Below are 15,059 nucleotides of genomic sequence, written 5' to 3' on the forward strand. Positions count from 1 at the left end.
CTTTTCCGTTACGGGACCGCGGTTCCAGCGGCCTCCTCTTGTGTGGGGTGCTCTTCCCGCCGCTCGCCCGGCGTGCCGGCGCGGCAGGGGCCCCGACTTGCCCGTTGACGTATCTCCTGAAGGAAGCCGCTTTCATGACGCGACACCTCCACGACCCCCGAGGAACAGCATGAAGGGCCTGCACCGGCTCAGCCGGCGTCGCCGTACCGTGGCGATCGGGGTGTCGGCCGCCGCGCTGGTGGCCGGTGCCGTGACGCTGCTCCCGAACTCCGCCGGAGCCGCCGCCCTGGGGACGCAGGCGGCCCCCTCCGGCCGGTACTTCGGCACCGCCCTGGCCTCCGGCCGGCTCGGCGACGCGGCGTACACCGCGATAGCGGACCGCGAGTTCTCGATGGTCACCCCGGAGAACGAGATGAAGTGGGACGCGATCGAGCCGTCCCGCGGCACGTTCACGTTCGGCGCCGCCGACCGGATCGTCAGCCACGCCCAGGCCCACGGCCAGCGGCTGCGCGGCCACACCACGGTCTGGCACTCGCAGCTCCCCGCCTGGGTGCGCTCCATCCACGACGCGAACACCCTGCGCGCGGTGATGAAGAACCACATCACCACCGAGATGACCCACTACAAGGGCAAGATCTACGCCTGGGACGTGGTCAACGAGGCGTTCGCCGACGGCTCCGGCCGGCACCGTAGTTCGGTGTTCCAGGACGTGCTCGGCGACGGCTTCATCGAGGAGGCGTTCCGTACCGCCCGGACGGCCGACCCCTCGGCCAAGCTCTGCTACAACGACTACAACATCGAGAACTGGACGGACGCCAAGACCCAGGGCGTCTACCGCATGGTGAAGGCCTTCAAGTCCCGAGGCGTGCCGATCGACTGCGTCGGGTTCCAGAGCCACTTCGGCGCGGGCGGGCCGCCGTCGAGCTTCCGGACCACCCTGTCCGGCTTCGCCGCGCTGGGCGTCGACGTCCAGCTCACCGAGCTGGACATCGCCGGGGCCTCGCCCACACACTACGCAGGCGCCGTCAACGCCTGCCTGTCCGTGGCCCGGTGCACCGGCGTCACGGTGTGGGGCGTCCGCGACCGCGACTCCTGGCGCGGCGGCGAGAAGCCCCTGCTGTTCGACGACAACGGCAAGCCCAAGCCCGCCTACACCGCCGTCATGAACGCCCTCAAGTCCGCCCCGGGCCCGACGCCCGGCGGGTCCGCCACCCCCGGCGGAACCGGCCCCGCCCCCGGCGGGCCGGGCACCACGCCGGGCGAGCCCGGCTCCGGCGGGGAGATCAAGGGCGTCGCCTCCGGCCGCTGCGTCGACGTCAACGGCTTCTCCACCGCCAACGGCACCCAGACGCAGCTGTGGGACTGCAACGGGCAGACCAACCAGCGCTGGACCCGCACCGCCGGCAAGCAGCTGATGGTGTACGGCAACAAGTGCCTGGCCGCCGGGAACAAGGGCACCGCTAACGGCACCCCGGCCGTCATCTCGGACTGCGACGGCAGCGCCGACCAGCAGTGGAACGTCAACGCCAACGGCACGATCGCCGGCGTCCGCTCCGGGCTCTGCCTCGACGCCGTGGGCGCCGCCACCGCCAACGGCACGAAGATCCAGCTGCACTCCTGCTGGTCCGGCACCAACCAGAAGTGGACCGTCCCGTCCGGGACGCCGGCCCCGACCTCGCCCGCGCCGACCGGCGGCAGCACCTGCGCCCTGCCCTCGACCTACCGGTGGTCCTCGACCGGAGCGCTGGCGCAGCCGGCGAACGGGTGGAAGTCGGTGAAGGACTTCACCCACGTGATGTACAACGGCAAGCACCTGGTCTACGGCTCGAACGTGTCGGGTAAGTCGTACGGCTCGATGGCCTTCGCGCCGTTCGCCAGCTGGTCGGACATGTCCTCGGCCCGCCAGACCGGGATGAACGAGAAGGCGGTGGCGCCCACCCTGTTCTACTTCGCGCCCAAGAAGATCTGGGTGCTGGCCTACCAGTGGGGCGCGTGGCCGTTCATCTACCGCACGTCGAGCGACCCCTCCAACCCCAACGGCTGGTCCGCGCCGCAGCCGCTGTTCACCGGCAGCGTCCCGGGCGGCGCCCCGATCGACCAGACGCTGATCGGCGACGGCCAGAACATGTACCTGTTCTTCGCCGGTGACAACGGCAAGATCTACCGGGCGAGCATGCCGATCGGGAACTTCCCCGGCAACTTCGGCTCCTCGTACACCACGGTCATGAGCGACACGGTGAAGAACCTGTTCGAGGCGCCGCAGGTCTACAAGGTCCAGGGCCAGAACCAGTACCTCATGATCGTCGAGGCGCGGGGCGCCAACGAGCAGCGCTACTTCCGCTCGTTCACGGCCTCCAGCCTGAGCGGTACGTGGACGCCGCAGGCGGCCAGCGAGAGCAACCCCTTCGCGGGCAAGGCCAACAGCGGTGCCACCTGGACCAACGACATCAGCCACGGTGACCTGGTCCGCACCAACCCCGACCAGACGATGACCGTCGACCCCTGCAACCTGCAACTCCTCTACCAGGGCAAGTCGCCCACCGCAACCGGCCCGTACGACGAGCTGCCGTACCGGCCGGGGCTGCTCACCCTGCGCCGCTGACCCCGGCACCCGGAGCACGGAGGGACCCCGGCCGACGTACGTACGTCGGCCGGGGTCCCTCCCGCGTGGAGCGGGCGGCGGCCGCGGTCACTCCAGGTGGAGCGGGGCGGCGGGCGCGGTCACTTGCCGTCGCGGTTGGTGAAGTAGTACGCGACGATGACCACCAGGCTCACGCAGAAGACGACGACGACCAGCTTGGTCGTTCCCGCCGTCGCCGGGACGAGCAGCGCCTGGAGGAGACCGGGACTTCCTGTCATGGCGGCGCTCCCATGGCGGCTCCCCTCGACGGCTCGTGTCGGCGCCCGCGCACCGCTCGCGTCCACCGTGGAGTGAACTGGCCGCGTGCGCCGTGGAGTTGAGGGTGCCCCCGGGCCGTGCGTTGAATCCCGTGGTGACGCGCGCCCTTGGGGGCGGGTCCGCCCGCGCTCAGCGCACCCGCTCCACCCGGCGCTCGTCCCACACCGGCTCCGCGCTCTCGCGGACCACGCCGTCCGAGCCGAAGACCAGGTAGCGGTCGAAGGAGCGGGCGAACCAGCGGTCGTGGGTGACCGCAAGGACCGTCCCCTCGTACGCCTCCAGGCCCTCCTGGAGGGCCTCAGCCGACTCCAGGTCGAGGTTGTCGGTCGGCTCGTCCAGGAGCAGCGCGGTGGTCCCGGCGAGTTCCAGGAGCAGGATCTGGAAGCGGGCCTGCTGGCCGCCGGACAGCTTGTCGAAGGGCTGGTCCCCCTGGCGTTCCAGCTCGTAGCGCCGCAGGGCCGACATCGCGCCGCCCCGGTCCTTGGCGTGCTCGGTCCACAGGATGTCGACCAGGGTGCGGCCGACGAGCTCGGGGTGGGCATGGGTCTGGGCGAAGTGGCCGGGAACCACCCGGGCCCCCAGTTTCCAGGTGCCCGTGTGCCGGACGTCCTCGCCCGCGAGCAGCCGCAGGAAGTGCGACTTGCCGGAGCCGTTGGAGCCGAGGACCGCGACGCGTTCGCCGTAGAAGACCTCCAGGGAGAACGGCTTCATCAGGCCGGTCAGCTCCAGGTCCCGGCACTCCACGGCCCGTACGCCGGTCCGGCCGCCCGTCAGGCGCATCCGGATGTCCTGCTTGCGCGGCGGCTCCGGGGGCGGGCCCAGCTCCTCGAACTTGCGCAGCCGGGTCTTGGCGGCCTGGTAGCGCGAGGCCATCTCGTCGCTGCGCGCGGCGTACTGCTGGAGGTCCTGCACCAGGCGCTTGAGCTGCGCCCGCTTCTCGTCCCAGCGCCGGCGCAGTTCGTCGAAGCGGGCGAACCGCTCCTCGCGCGCCTGGGGGAAGCTGGCGAAGCCGCCGCCGTGCACCCACACGTCGGATCCGGCCGGGCCCGGCTCGACCGCGACGATGCGCTGGGCGGCGCGGGCCAGCAGCTCGCGGTCGTGGGAGACGAACAGGACCGTCTTGCGGGTCTCCGCCAGGCGCTCCTCCAGCCACCGCTTGCCGGGGACGTCCAGGTAGTTGTCCGGCTCGTCCAGGAGCAGCACCTCGTCGGGGCCGCGCAGCAGCGCCTCGAGGACCAGCCGCTTCTGCTCACCGCCGGACAGGGTGCGCACCTCGCGGTACTGGGCCCGGTCGTACGGGGTGCCGAGCGCGGCCGTGGTGCACATGTCCCAGACGGTCTCGGCCTCGTACCCGCGCGCCTCGGCCCAGTCGCTGAGCGCCTGCGCGTACCGCATCTGCGCGTTCTCGTCGTCCACGGTCAGGATCAGGTGCTCGGCGGCGTCCACGGCCGCCGCGGCCTCCCTGATCCTGGGCTGCGCGACCGACACCAGCAGGTCGCGCACGGTGCGTTCGTCGCGGACCGAGCCGACGAACTGGCGCATGACACCGACACCGCCGCTGGAGCTGACGGTTCCGCCGTGCGGGCGCAGCTCCCCGCTGAGCAGGCGCAGCAGTGTGGTCTTGCCGGCGCCGTTGGCACCGACCAGGGCGGAGACCGAGCCCTCACCGACCCGGAACGAGGCATCACCGAGCAGCACTCGCCCGTCGGGCAGGTAGTACTCCAGGTGCGAGGCTTCAAGATGTCCCATGGTCCCCCATCCTCGGGGGCGGCGCGGTGGGGGCACAACGCGTTTTCCGGGGGGCGGAAGAGCCGGCGAAGGAGAAGGAACCGTCCGTGGACCCCCACGAAGGCCGGCGCGCCCAGCACGAAGAAGGGCCCTGGTTCCCGCAGTGACTGCGGGAACCAGGGCCCTTCTTCATCGAGCGCTGGGCAGGCCTTGCACCTGCATCTCCCCACAGGAAGTGGGGCGCCTTTCCTTGGACCACCAACGCATGTCCTGCCACCGCTCTTCGCGGCCGCAAGCTCAAGATCTACTATAGCGGACCGGCGACACCCCCGGAACCGGCGTCTGAGTACGGGTACTCACGAGGCCGCGTTCCGGTCCTTGTAGCCTGGCGGCGGCGCGGCGCCGCAGTGACGTACGAGACGGGTGTGATCCAAGGGGGAACGGATGGGGTCGTTCGCGGACGAATGGGCGCAGCTCAAGAGCGGTCCTTCGGGCAGCGGGGGCGGTATGCGACTGGCCCACGCCGATGACGGCGGCGGTGGCGGCAAGGGGGACGTGCAGTCCAGCAAGGCCGCCTGGACGGCGGCCGGAAGCGCCGTCGGCGAGCTGAGCGGCGACGTGAAGAAGGCGCTCACCGCCCTGGAGACGGGCCAGCAGGGACTGGCCGCCGGCGGTGGCGTGGAGAGCGCGGCGGCGCAGGCCGAGGTCTACCAGAGCTGGAAGACCTACCTCGACAAGCTGTCCGGGCGGTGCACCGCACTCCAGGGCAGCCTCCAGCGGGCGGGCAACGACCTCCTCCTGACCGACGACAACATCAAGGGCCTCTTCGTGGAGCTGGGCAAGCAGTACCAGGACACCCCAGGCGTCGGTGGCGGGGGAAAGTGATCTGAGCCGTGGACATCGAGACCCTGAAGGCGCTGAAGCCGCACGAGTTCGAGGAAGCGGCCAACGGATACCGCACCACCAGTGATCTGGCGAGCGGCGCCAAGGACGCGCTGGAGCAGCGGATCACCGCCCAGATGCAGAAGGCCCTCAAGGGGGCCGCGGCCGACGCGGCGGTGAGCCAGCTGCGCGAGGTCGCCAAGGACTTCCACTACGTCCAGGTCGAGTGCGGCCTCGCCGCCACCGCCCTGACCGCGTTCGCCGCCGACATGCGCCCCGCCCAGGACAAACTCAAGCGGGCCCTGGCCGAGGCGGCCGAGCACAAGTTCACCGTCGGCGCGGACGGCTCCGTCAGCTACCCCGCGGCCGGACAGAACCCGGGCGGATCACCGCCGGGAGCCGGCTCCGCGCGAGGCACCACGGACGCGGGGGCCCGCGGCCTGCAGGGCCAGGCGGCCAGGTTCGATCCCAACCCCCACTACAAGGTCGCGCAGGACATAGCCAACCGCATCGCCGAAGCTGTGAACGAGGCCACCGAAGCCGACCAGAAGTGGGCGCCGCAGCTGCGCAAGCTCAAGGCCGACGACGACCTGGTCGTCTCCGACGGCGACTGGGCGGACGTCACCCAGGACACCGAAGGCGTCAGCGGCGCGGGCAAGCACTACCTGGACTCCCTGCCCCAGCCCCCCAAGGACGGCAGCCCCAAGGCCAACGCGGACTGGTGGAAGCATCTGAGCCCCGACCAGCAGGCCGCCTGGACCGCACTGCACCCCGACACCGTCGGCGCCCTCGACGGCCTGCCCGCCACCGTCCGCGACGAAGCCAACCGCATGGTCCTCGACGAGCGGCACGGCCAGTACCGGACGGAACTCAACGGCATCCCCAAACCCCCGGCCAACGAATGGACATGGATCAACGGCGGCGGCGGCTTCCCCGCCAAGGTGCACACCGACGAATGGATGGACTGGGAGAACAAGTACGGGGACCGGTACCGGCACCTGCAGTCGTCCCTCAAGGGCATGGAGAGCATCCAGAAGCGGTTCGACCAGACCGGGGTGGAGGGGCTGCCGGAGGCGTATCTGCTCGGCTTCAGCCCCGAGGGCCACGGGCGGGCCATCGTCGCCAACGGCAACCCGGACACGGCGCGGCACCAGGCGGTGTACGTACCGGGTACGACGTCGAACCTGGAGGGGTTCGGGGGCAGCATCGACCGGACGACGGAGCTGTGGCGCCAGACGCAGCAGGTGACACCCGACGCGTCCGTGTCGACCATCGCCTGGCTCGGCTACGACGCCCCGCAGGACATCGTCAAGGACGCGCCGTTCGAGCACTACGCCTATGACGGCGCGCCCGCCTACCGCAAGTTCATGGACGGCCTCGACGCCTCGTACAGTGCACCCGGCGAGCCGCACCGTACGGCCATCGGGCACTCCTACGGCACCACCCTCATCGGGGCGGCGGCCCAGAAGGGCGACCTCAACGCGGACGACGTGATCTTCGCGGGGAGTCCGGGGGTCAAGGTGGGCTCGGCCGACGAGATGGACGTCCCCAAGGGGCACGTGTGGAACGAGGAGGCCGATGGCGACAAGGTGCCGGACATCGGCCGCTGGGGCCACGGCGGCAGCTCGTGGAAGATGGGCGGCGGCGTGTTCCTCATCCCCAGCGACGACGCCTTCGGCGCGCACCAGATGAACACGGATCCCGAGGGCAGTGGACCGTCGGCGACGAAGGGAGCGCACGGCCACAGTGAGTACTGGGGGCGGGACACCACGGCCCTGAAGAACCAGGCGCTGGTCGTGGTCGGCAAGTACGACAACGTCACCGCTCCCGAGTGATGCGCCGCACGCCCGAGGCGTACGGCGGCAACGCCCGGCGCCGCACCCCCGATCGACCCCCCGCACTCCCCCAAGGACTCGCATGTTCCGCGCACCGTTCCCCGCTGCACGCCGGCGACGCCGCCCGGGCAGCGCCCTGTTCCCCTTCGTCCTGACCGGCCTTCTTCTCAGTGGATGTGGCATGAGCGACGACGACACCTCGAACATCCCCCTCGCGGGCACCGCCGGCACCGATGACGCGGTCGCCGCCGTGAAGGCGGTCTCCAGCCAGGTCTACGAGTTCACCGGCGTGCCCGGCAAGGCCTCGCAGCCCGGGCCCGGGGTCAAGGCGTGCCCGGGCAGGGACCCGGAGAAGTACTTCCAGGTCTACCACCCGTGGAACTTCGCGCCGAAATCCCCCGCGGACAACGACGTCGCCATGAAGCACCTCAAGGAGAAGCTCAGCACGGGCGACTGGGTGCTCAAGGACGAATACCGTGACAACAGCCCCAACAAGAACCTCAACCTCGTCGCCGACAACGACGCCAAGAAGATGAGCGTCTCGGTCGTCGCGTACAGCAAGGATGACGTCCCGAGCCTCGGCATCCAGGTGGTCTCGGGCTGCTACCAGGTCCCCGAAGGCCAGACGATCAAGCACTCGTAGCGGCGGCTCGGGGGGGGGGGAACCCCCCCCCCCCCCCCCCCCCTCCCCCCCCCCCCGCCCCCCCCCCCCCCCCCCCCCCCCCCCCCCGCCGCCCGGCCGTACTCCGCCGGCGGCCCCGCCCCACGGCCCACCACCCCGCTCCGGCCCCCGTCCTTCCCCTGGCCGACACCGTGGCGGCGTGGGAGGACGAGGTGACCGCCCACCGGGCAAGGTGTCGCTTCCCGCGCACGCGAACCCGACCGGCACCCCGCCCCCCGGATCAAGCGCCGGCCATCTCCACCAACTCGAACGCCGTCTTCCCGTCCAGTGACTCCCTGATGATGTCCGCGTGGCCCGCGTGGCGGGCCGTTTCCTCGATCAGGTGGAGCAGGAGCCAGCGCATCGAGACCCGGCCGTCCTCGGGGAACCAGGGGGCCGGCGGGAGGGGGAACGTGTCGTCCAGGGACGGTACGGCGTGGATGAACTCCTCCGTCTCCTTGGCGACCGCGTCCCAGAACTCCAGCATCCGCGGCACCGTCTCCTCGCCGGACAGGGCGAAGCCCTCGTGCCACGTCGACTGCTCGCGCTGCTTCTCGTTCGGGCGCTGCTGTGCCATGCGGAGCCAGGTGAGTTCGACCTCCGCCACGTGCTTGAGCAGGCCGGACAGGGAGAGTTCGCTGGCGCTGGGGCGGCTCGCCGCCTGCTCCTCGGTCAGGCCGAGCAGGGTGCGGCGCACGCCGCCCCGCTGGGCCTCGACGAACGCCAGGAGCGCCCCGCGCTCGTCGCCGTGAGCCTCTGCCGGAACGTGAGTGACCATGATGTCCGCCCTTGGATCCGTGCGAGGAGGCCCGCTGCCTCCCCGCGCTGCCGTACAACATCCAAATTACGGGGGAAGTAGGTCAGTTCCCGTCCTCATGGCGCCGGGGCAGCATGGCGGCCTGACCCGCCTCCCCTGCGCCCAGCCCGTCGTATGCACCGGCGCACCGCCTCCGACGTACGCACCCGCATCGGAGCCGGGCGCTCAGCGCAGCACGCCCTCGATGAAGTCGCTCCCCAGCCGGGCCACCACCGACAGGTTCAGCTGGTGGTGGACGTACCGGCCGCGCCGGCGCGTGGTGATCAGGCCCGCCTTCTTCAGCGCCGCGATGTGCCGGGACACCTCCGGCGCGCTGATGTCGTGCGCGGCGGCGAGTTCCGTCGTGGTGTACGCCGAGCGCGCCAGATAGCGGCACATGCGGATGCGCATCGGGTGGGCCAGGGCCTCCATGCGCAGTTCGAGGAGGTCCAGGGAGCCCGGGCCCGGCAGGGACGGCGCCGCCGCCGGGTAGTGGATCACCGGGCGCCAGCGGGGCGCGTGCAGCACCCACAGATGGGGCCAGCCGAAGGACGACGGTACGAAGGTGACGCCCGGGCCGACGGCCGTGTCCAGCGCGCTGGTGCGGCCGCTGGTCAGCTTGTCGACGCTGATCCGCGTCCCGTCGCCCTCCAGCGTCAGCGCGGGCGATACCTCGGCCAGCGCCTGGGCCAGGCCCTTGTGGCGCAGCACCTGCGTCTTGTGCCGGGCGTCGGCGGCGAGCTCCACCCGTACGCGCTGCCACACGTCGTCGAAGAAAGCCTCCGCGCAGTCCTCGAAGAGCCGCCGCGTCCAGGCCCGTACGGCGGGCGGGTCCTCCAGGAGGCGGGTGGCGAACTCCACCTGGCGCGGGCCGCGCGCCGCCGCGCGTTCCAGCGCGTGGGCGCGGGCGTTCGCGTCGCTGAGCGGGGAGGGGCCGCCGCGGCCGTACTGGCTGGTGCAGGAGATCTCCAGGGCCGCGTCGACGAACACGTCGTCGTCCAGGCGGTCCAGCTGGTCCAGGTCCTCGGCGAGGGTGGCGCCGGGGCGCCCGTGCGCGTCGGGCAGCGCCGCGAACGGCAGCGAGATGTCGGAGAACGACGACGTCCACAGGAAGTCCGCCTCGCACAGACGGTCCGCGAGGTCCGGCTTGAGGGCGGCGTTCGTCGCGGTCGTCCACCCGTGCAGCCCGGGGTGGTGCCCCGGTTCGGCCAGCGCGTGCAGCGCCGCGAACAGCTCGGCCAGCGGCGAGGGGCCGAACACCAGGCGCTCGGGCGGCAGACCGGCTATGTCGATGATCACGCTCATACCGCCATCCTGCCGGACTTTACGCAGGTGGGAGCCGATATGTGACGCTCGCCGCCCCCCGGGTTCGTACGAGAGCGGCGCCCCCGGGAACTCCCCGACGGTCCGCTCCGACTACTGGCAACGGGGCGGCGGAGGTCCGCCCGCGTACCGAGTGGACCTGGAGAGTTGTGATGCGTTCTCGCGTGTGGTGGCCTACGACGGCCGTGGTGCTCGGCCTCCTCGCGGCGGGCTGCGGTGACGGGGACGGGGCCGACAAGGGCGCGGGCTCGGGCTCGGGCAAGGACGCCGCGGGCGGCGCCGCCGTCTCCGCCACCGGGGGCTTCCCCGTGTCCGTCACCGACTGCGCGGGCACCCGGACCACCTTCGCCGCCGCCCCGAAGAAGATCGTCACCAGCAACGCGGCCGGGCTCGAACTGATGCTGCGCCTCGGCGCCGGGGACAAGGTGGCCGGCACCGGCTTCCCGCCCGGCAAGGGCACCCTGCCCCCCGAACTGGACGCCAGGGCCCAGCAGGTGAAGGTCCTCGGCAGGACGGTCATCGCCAAGGAGAAGCTGCTCGGCTCCGGCGCCGATCTCTACCTCGACACCTTCGCCTCGATGGCCGGTATGGGCGGCGGTATGGGGGACGCGCCCACCGAGGCCGAGTTCAAGGCCGCCGGGATCAGGCATGTGTTCCTCAAGTCCACCGCCTGCGCGGCCGACCGCAAGACCCCCGTGACCGATCTGTCCGCCGTCGAGGACGACATCACCTCCCTCGGCGCCGTCACCGGCACCTCCGCCACGGCGAAGGAGCTGGTCGCGGGCATGAGGAAGACCGTGGACGCCGTCCGGTCCGCCGTCGGCGGCGCCGCCCCGGACGCCCGCCCCACGTACTTCTTCTTCGACTACGACGCCGGCACCAAGCAGCCCGTGGCCGTCTGCAACCGGCAGGTCGCCCACGCGGTCATCACCCTGGCGGGCGCCCGCAACGTCTTCGCCGACTGCGACGGCGACTTCAAGCCGGTCGGCTGGGAGGACGTCATCGCCAAGGACCCCGACTGGATCCAGCTCGGCGTACGCGACCGGGGCAGCGAGTCCGCGAACAGGGCCGCGTTCGACGAGGCGCAGCGGTGGCTCCACGACAACCCGGCCACCAAGGGCCTGAAGGCCGTCAAGGAAGGCCACTTCGTCCGGATCGGCTCCGAGCGGACCACCATCGCCGGTGTCTCCAACGCCGACACCGTCCGGGACATCGCCAAGATCCTGTATCCCGGCAAGGTGGGCTGACCGGCCGTGGTGTCACTCGTCTCCTCGCGGAGGAACACACCGGACCGGGACACGGACCGGGACACGGACCGGGACCGGGACACGGACACAGACGTGTATCCGGACCCGGACACGGCCCCGGACCCGGGGGCCCGTAAGCGGGCCCTGTCCGCTCCCGCCCTCGCCGCCGTCCTCGCCCTCGCGCTGCTGGCCGCCCTCACCGCCGCCGTGTCCTTCGGCTCCACCTCCATCCCGCCCGGCGAGGTGTGGGGGGTGGTGGGGCGCAGGCTGTCCGGGGACGCGCCCCGGCCGGGCACGGACGACCTGATCGTGTGGCAGCTGCGGGTGCCGCGCGCGCTGCTCGCCGCGTTCGTCGGCGCCGGGCTCGGCGTCGTCGGCACGGCCGTGCAGGCGCTGGTACGCAACCCGCTCGCCGACCCGTACCTCCTGGGCATCTCCAACGGCGCCTCGCTGGGGGCCGTCGCCGCCCTCGTGCTCGGCGCCGGGGCGGGCGGCGCGCTCGGGCTCGGGCTGTCGGGCGCCGCGTTCGCGGGGGCGCTGGCCACCTTCGCGCTGGTGTGGGCGGTGGCCCGGCGCGGCGGCGGCTTCGCGCCGCTCAGGCTGGTCCTAGCGGGGGTGGCCATCGGCCAGTTCCTGTCCGGCTTCACCAGCTACCTGGTCCTGCGGGCCGGTGACGAACAGCAGACGCACAGCGTGCTGTTCTGGCTGATGGGCAGCCTCGGCGGCGCCACCTGGCCGCTGCTGGCCGTCCCGGCGCTCGCCGTCCCGCTCGCGCTGCTGGTCCTCCAGGCCCGCGCCCGGGGCCTGAACGCGCTGCTCATGGGCGACGAGACCGCCGCCGGGCTCGGCATCGACGTCGTACGGCTGCGGCGCGAGCTGTTCCTGGTCACCAGCCTGCTCACCGGGGTCCTGGTGGCCGTGTCGGGGGCCATCGCCTTCGTCGGGCTGATGGTCCCGCACGTGTGCCGGCTCCTCGTCGGCGGCGACCACCGCAGGCTGCTGCCGCTCTCGGCGCTGCTCGGCGCGCTGCTGCTGGTGGTCGTGGACACGGTGTGCCGTACGGCCATGGACGCGCAGGAGCTGCCCGTCGGCGTCGTCACCTCGCTGATCGGCGCCCCGGCGCTGCTGTATCTGCTGGACCGACGGCTGGGGAGCGGCAGTTGAGGGCCGACGCGGGGGAGCGGGAGCTGAAGACCGAAGCCGGGGAGCGGCAGTTGAGGATCGACATCGAGGACCTGCACGTCGCCTACGGCGGCCGTACCGTCCTGGCCGGGGCGCGGCTGCTCGCCGCCGAGGGCGAGATCACCGGTCTGGTCGGGCCGAACGGCAGCGGCAAGTCGACACTGCTGCGGACCGTCTACCGGCATCTGAAGCCGCTGGCCGGGCGGGTGCTGCTGTCCGGCACCGACCTGCGCGAGCTCAGTCCCGCCCGGGCGGCCCGGCACGTGGCCGCGCTGCCGCAGGAGCGCGGCGGGGACTTCGAGCTGTCCGTGCGCGAGGTCGTCGCCATGGGCCGCACCCCCTACAAGCGGGCCTTCGCCGCCGAGGACGCCACCGACGCCCGGATCGTGGCGCGCGCCCTCGCCGACACCGGTATGGCCGGGCACGCCCACCGCCGCTTCACCGAGCTGTCCGGCGGCGAGCGCCAACGGGTGCTGCTCGCGCGGGCCTTCGCCCAGCAGCCGGACGTCCTGGTCCTGGACGAGCCGACCAACCACCTCGACGTACGCCACCAGGTGGAACTCCTCGCGCTGCTGCGCGCCCAGGCCCGTACCACCCTGGTCTCCCTGCACGACCTCAACGCCGCCGCCTCCGTCTGCGACCGGCTGCACGTCCTGCACCGCGGCCACGTCGTGGCCTCCGGCACACCCCGCGAGGTACTCACCCCCGCGCTGATGGCCGAGGTGTTCGGCGTCCGCGCGGCGGTCGTGGACCACCCCCTGACGGGCGACCCCCTGATCGCCTTCGACCACCGGACCCCGGTGGACGCGGTGACGGAGGGGGGCGGCGGCACGGGCTCGGAGGTGGCGTCGGGTGCGGTCCCGGGCGCGGTCCCCGGCGCGGGTGCAGTCCCGGGCACGGGCACGGACGCGGCCACGGGCCCGGGCGCGAAGGCGGACTCGGCCCTGGGCGCGGGCACGGGCTCGGGCCCGGAGGCGGACGCGTCTTCCGTTCCGGCTCCGGCAGCGGACCCGGCCTCGGGTCCGGCATCCGCATCGGGTCCGGCCTCCGCATCGGACCCGGACCCGGACCCGGACCCCACCCCCCTCACGGAGATACGCATATGAGCCGCCCCCCGGATGCCGCCGCTCCCTCCGTCGACCGCTGGTCCCTCGTCGCCGTCGCCGGGCTGCTCTCCTTCGTCGCGATGCTCGACATGAACATCGTGAACGTGGCGCTCGCGGACATCTCCTCCGATCTGCACGTATCGGCCGCCACCGCCCAATGGGCCGTCCTCGGCTACCAACTCCCCGTCGTCGCCCTGCTGCTGCCCGTCGGCCGCTGGCTCGACGCGGCCGGTCCGCGCCCCGCGCTGCTGGCCGCCACCACCGGGTTCGCGGTGTGCGGCGCGCTCGCCGCGCTCGCGCCCTGGGCGGCCTGGCTGATCGCCGCCCGGATCGGGCAGGGCGCGTTCGCGGCGGTGCTGTTCGTCCTGATGCCCCTCCTGGCGATGCGGTCGGTACGGCCCCAGCTGCGCGGCCGGGCGATGAGCGTGCCCGCCACGCTCGGCCCGCTCGGCGCGGTGACCGGGCCCGCGCTCGGCGGGCTGCTCCTGGACCAGCTGGGCTGGCGTGCGGTGTTCCTCGTCAAACTCCCCGTCTGCGCGGCGGCCCTGGCCGTGGCGTGGAAGGCGATGCCCGGGGGCGGGCGCCTGCGCGCCCCCGACCGGCGCTCGGCCGCCGACGCGCTGCTCGTCGGCACCGGTGTGAGCGTCCTGCTGGTGACGCTGACCCTGGCCGCCTCGCACGGCCCGTGGTGGCTGCTGGCCGCGCCCGCCGCCGTACCGCCGCTGTGGTGGTGGCTGCGCGGGCCCGGCGGGCGCCCGGTGGCCGGCGCCCTGCGCGCCCCGGGCCTGTACCGGGCGCACGGCGCGGTCCTGGCGCTCGCGGCCGCGTTCGCCGCCATGCACTACGTGGTCGCCCTCCACCTCCAGCGCGACGACGGCCGCAGCGCCACCGCCACCGGCCTGACCGTGCTCGCCTTCCCGCTCGGCATGGGCCTGGCCGGGCCGCTCGGCGGACGCCTCGCCGACAGGTACGGCGGCCGGCCGATCGCCACCGCGGGCGCGGTGCTCACCGCGGCCGGGCTGCTGCTGCTCGTCCCCCTGGGCGACACCTGGTCCCCGCCCGACGTGGCCTGGCGCCTGGCGCTCGCGGGCCTCGGCATGGGGCTGAACGGCGGCCTCACCCAGGCGCTCGTGATGGGCGCCGCCGCCCCCGAACGGGCGGCGACCGTCGGCTCGGCCGTCCAGCTCGCCCGCAGCCTCGGCTTCACTCTGGGGCCCGCCCTCGCCACGGCCGTCTGGTGCCTCACGGGCGACGGCGACGGCGTACGGGCCGGGCTGGTGCTGGCCGCCGTCGCCGCCTGCCTCGCCGTCCCCCTGCTCGCGGTCCCCGCCGGGCCCGTACCCCGTCCGGCGCCGGACACCGATCCGGTGCCCGCCGCCCGCCCCTGACCCCCGACCCCG

11 protein-coding genes and 1 pseudogene are annotated in these 15,059 nt (G+C 72.8%); 8 read left to right on the top strand and 4 right to left on the bottom strand.

Annotated features, from left to right (window positions below; translation table 11 throughout):
* The first annotated feature begins 169 nt into the window (after positions 1-169).
* Positions 170-2,602 carry a non-reducing end alpha-L-arabinofuranosidase family hydrolase gene (locus tag AC069K_RS28850; RefSeq protein WP_478621286.1) on the top strand — a complete coding sequence of 811 codons (2,433 nt, stop codon included), beginning with the start codon at positions 170-172 and terminating at the stop codon, positions 2,600-2,602.
* 119 nt (positions 2,603-2,721) lie between these two features.
* Here the strand turns inward: AC069K_RS28850 and AC069K_RS28855 are convergent, their stop codons facing one another.
* Together AC069K_RS28855 and AC069K_RS28860 are read right to left on the bottom strand one after the other, a co-directional pair.
* Positions 2,722-2,859, bottom strand: coding sequence for a hypothetical protein (locus tag AC069K_RS28855; RefSeq protein WP_365107481.1), 138 nt, complete (start codon positions 2,857-2,859; stop codon positions 2,722-2,724).
* Between the two features lie 169 nt (positions 2,860-3,028).
* The gene (locus AC069K_RS28860) at positions 3,029-4,648 is read right to left on the bottom strand and encodes an ABC-F family ATP-binding cassette domain-containing protein (RefSeq protein WP_478621288.1); all 1,620 of its coding nucleotides are present in this window, start codon (positions 4,646-4,648) and stop codon (positions 3,029-3,031) included.
* A gap of 423 nt (positions 4,649-5,071) precedes the next feature.
* On the opposite strand from AC069K_RS28860, the gene AC069K_RS28865 reads away from it, so the two are divergent.
* The 3 genes from AC069K_RS28865 (at position 5,072) to AC069K_RS28875 (ending at position 7,987) form a co-directional block, all read left to right on the top strand.
* Positions 5,072-5,512 carry a hypothetical protein gene (locus AC069K_RS28865; RefSeq protein ID WP_365107475.1) on the top strand — a complete coding sequence of 147 codons (441 nt, stop codon included), beginning with the start codon at positions 5,072-5,074 and terminating at the stop codon, positions 5,510-5,512.
* An 8-nt stretch (positions 5,513-5,520) separates the two neighbouring features.
* On the top strand, positions 5,521-7,344 hold the full coding sequence (locus AC069K_RS28870; protein WP_478621290.1) for an alpha/beta hydrolase: 1,824 nt from the start codon (positions 5,521-5,523) through the stop codon (positions 7,342-7,344).
* 181 nt (positions 7,345-7,525) lie between these two features.
* Positions 7,526-7,987 (top strand): hypothetical protein, encoded by a 462-nt coding sequence (locus AC069K_RS28875; protein ID WP_365107469.1) that lies wholly within the window; start codon positions 7,526-7,528, stop codon positions 7,985-7,987.
* A 259-nt stretch (positions 7,988-8,246) separates the two neighbouring features.
* Here AC069K_RS28875 and AC069K_RS28880 read toward each other — a convergent pair whose 3' ends face one another.
* Together AC069K_RS28880 and AC069K_RS28885 are read right to left on the bottom strand one after the other, a co-directional pair.
* Complete coding sequence (locus tag AC069K_RS28880) at positions 8,247-8,783, bottom strand: DinB family protein (RefSeq protein WP_478621292.1); 537 nt, start codon at positions 8,781-8,783, stop codon at positions 8,247-8,249.
* A gap of 204 nt (positions 8,784-8,987) precedes the next feature.
* The gene (locus AC069K_RS28885; RefSeq protein ID WP_478621294.1) at positions 8,988-10,106 is read right to left on the bottom strand and encodes a DUF5937 family protein; all 1,119 of its coding nucleotides are present in this window, start codon (positions 10,104-10,106) and stop codon (positions 8,988-8,990) included.
* 170 nt (positions 10,107-10,276) lie between these two features.
* On the opposite strand from AC069K_RS28885, the gene AC069K_RS28890 reads away from it, so the two are divergent.
* From AC069K_RS28890 to AC069K_RS28905, 4 genes and pseudogenes are all read left to right on the top strand, one after another.
* The gene (locus tag AC069K_RS28890) at positions 10,277-11,371 is read left to right on the top strand and encodes an ABC transporter substrate-binding protein (protein ID WP_478621296.1); all 1,095 of its coding nucleotides are present in this window, start codon (positions 10,277-10,279) and stop codon (positions 11,369-11,371) included.
* A 144-nt stretch (positions 11,372-11,515) separates the two neighbouring features.
* Positions 11,516-12,535, top strand: a complete 1,020-nt coding sequence (locus AC069K_RS28895; RefSeq protein WP_478621393.1) for a FecCD family ABC transporter permease — start codon at positions 11,516-11,518, stop codon at positions 12,533-12,535.
* 50 nt (positions 12,536-12,585) lie between these two features.
* Positions 12,586-13,353 (top strand): annotated as a pseudogene (locus tag AC069K_RS28900) (ABC transporter ATP-binding protein); the annotation flags it as partial.
* Between the two features lie 302 nt (positions 13,354-13,655).
* A complete protein-coding gene (locus AC069K_RS28905; protein ID WP_478621298.1) occupies positions 13,656-15,047 on the top strand; it encodes an MFS transporter in 1,392 nt (463 codons plus the stop codon).
* Positions 15,048-15,059 lie beyond the last annotated feature (12 nt).

The organism is Streptomyces sp. NPDC043908 (genome assembly GCF_056435525.1).

Excerpts from the sequence above, each read along its gene's own strand:
- AC069K_RS28850 (WP_478621286.1), top strand. The coding sequence starts at position 170 with ATGAAGGGCCTGCACCGGCTCAGCCGGCGTCGCCGTACCGTGGCGATC.
- AC069K_RS28880 (WP_478621292.1), bottom strand. The coding sequence starts at position 8,783 with ATGGTCACTCACGTTCCGGCAGAGGCTCACGGCGACGAGCGCGGGGCG.
- AC069K_RS28905 (WP_478621298.1), top strand. The coding sequence starts at position 13,656 with ATGAGCCGCCCCCCGGATGCCGCCGCTCCCTCCGTCGACCGCTGGTCC.
- AC069K_RS28875 (WP_365107469.1), top strand. The coding sequence starts at position 7,526 with ATGAGCGACGACGACACCTCGAACATCCCCCTCGCGGGCACCGCCGGC.
- AC069K_RS28885 (WP_478621294.1), bottom strand. The coding sequence starts at position 10,106 with ATGAGCGTGATCATCGACATAGCCGGTCTGCCGCCCGAGCGCCTGGTG.
- AC069K_RS28865 (WP_365107475.1), top strand. The coding sequence starts at position 5,072 with ATGGGGTCGTTCGCGGACGAATGGGCGCAGCTCAAGAGCGGTCCTTCG.
- AC069K_RS28890 (WP_478621296.1), top strand. The coding sequence starts at position 10,277 with ATGCGTTCTCGCGTGTGGTGGCCTACGACGGCCGTGGTGCTCGGCCTC.
- AC069K_RS28860 (WP_478621288.1), bottom strand. The coding sequence starts at position 4,648 with ATGGGACATCTTGAAGCCTCGCACCTGGAGTACTACCTGCCCGACGGG.
- AC069K_RS28855 (WP_365107481.1), bottom strand. The coding sequence starts at position 2,859 with ATGACAGGAAGTCCCGGTCTCCTCCAGGCGCTGCTCGTCCCGGCGACG.